Origin of the sequence: Paenibacillus oceani, from assembly GCF_014705615.1 — a bacterium.
GTDB classification, from domain to species: Bacteria; Bacillota; Bacilli; order Paenibacillales; family NBRC-103111; genus Paenibacillus_AB; species Paenibacillus_AB oceani.
The window spans coordinates 1-1,375 of record NZ_JACXJA010000088.1 but is presented as its reverse complement, the minus strand read 5'-3'; the positions used below and the strand labels follow the sequence as shown (position 1 = coordinate 1,375).

General features: G+C 49.4%; 1 protein-coding gene. It reads right to left on the bottom strand.

Going from position 1 to position 1,375, the window contains the following annotated elements:
* Window positions 1-200 precede the first annotated feature (200 nt).
* Window positions 201-1,317 (bottom strand): IS3 family transposase gene (locus IDH45_RS33705; RefSeq protein ID WP_223837264.1). Its coding sequence is split into 2 segments (ribosomal slippage): window positions 201-1,053 and window positions 1,052-1,317, totalling 1,119 coding nucleotides; the frame shifts between segments, so codons are not numbered across the junction.
* Between the last annotated feature and the right edge of the window lie 58 nt (window positions 1,318-1,375).

Genomic DNA, 1,375 nt, shown 5'->3' with positions numbered 1-1,375 from the left:
TATGGTGGCACAAGAAGTCAAGACAGATTTTTTAGATTTTTAAGGTGTGAAAAGATGCACAAGCTTTATTCCATATACAGTAGGAATGCCATAAGAGCAGAAAGATGATGATCCATAAATGGAATGAGATACCATTCATAATTGTCCTCGGGTGGAGGACGTAGCCCAAGCGGGAGCGTGCCCTACCTGTGGACAATCGCCTAGCCCAACTTGTACACAGCGGATGGTGTTTGGTAATCCAGAGACTGATGTGGACGAATGTGATTATAAAAGTCCAAGTAGCGATAAATGCCGTTTCGTGCTTCCCGTGGTGTCGCATAATCATGGAGATAAACTTCTTCATACTTGACACTGCGCCACAGGCGCTCCGTGAAAATATTATCCAGAGCCCGTCCCCTTCCATCCATGCTGATGCGGACGTCCGCCGCCTTCAGCAGATCGGTATACTGGGGACTGGTGAAATGACTTCCCTGATCACTATTGAAAATCTGCGGCTTATGCACCGCCAGCGCGCGGCGAACGGTATCCAGCACAAAGTCAATCTCCAGACTTTGATCCAGTTCCCAGGCTACGACGAACCGGGAATACCAGTCCAAAACGGCCACCAGGTACATCCATCCTTGCCGCAGACGGATGTAAGTAATGTCGACGCCAAAGACCTGATTCGGTCGCTTAATTGTGAGACCTCGCAGCAGATACGGGTAGATTCGATGCTGCAGATTCCGCTTGCTCAGGTTCGGCCCCGGATAGATGGCAGCCAGCCCCATATCCCGCATATAGACTTGTACCGTGTTGCGATGAACGGTTTCCCCCTCTCGATGGAGCATGGCAGCAATCCGTCTGGAGCCCAGAAACGGGTACTGCGTATAGATTTCGTCAATCCGGTGCTTGAGGCGTATTTCCTCCGGGGAGGGAGGAGCCGGCTTGTAGTACAGACTGGTGCGATTCAAGCTGAGCAGCTGGCTCTGCACCGTGAGAGGCAATTCGGGGCGATCCCATTCCAACAAGGCAATGCGGGCTTCACGTGTTGTTTCAGAGGCCAGATTTTTTTTTGAGCCACGCATTCTGAGTCGTCAATTTCCCGACTTCTGCGTAGAGGTCATTAATCTGCTGTTCATAGTCGGACTTCATTTTCGTTATGCCTTTGCGGTCATCCACAAACAACTGGTGAAGATTCTGAATGGCTTCTGTTTTCCACCGTTGGAGGACATTCGCATGGATGCCATGCTCGGAAGCCAACTGCGAAACCGACTTTTCTTCTTTTAATATTTCCAGTACGATTTGCGCTTTTTGCTCAGGCGTGAACTTTCTTCGCATCGTGCTCATACAACTAACTTACTCCTTTTTTGCTGTCTGAATTTCTTAGTCCATTATA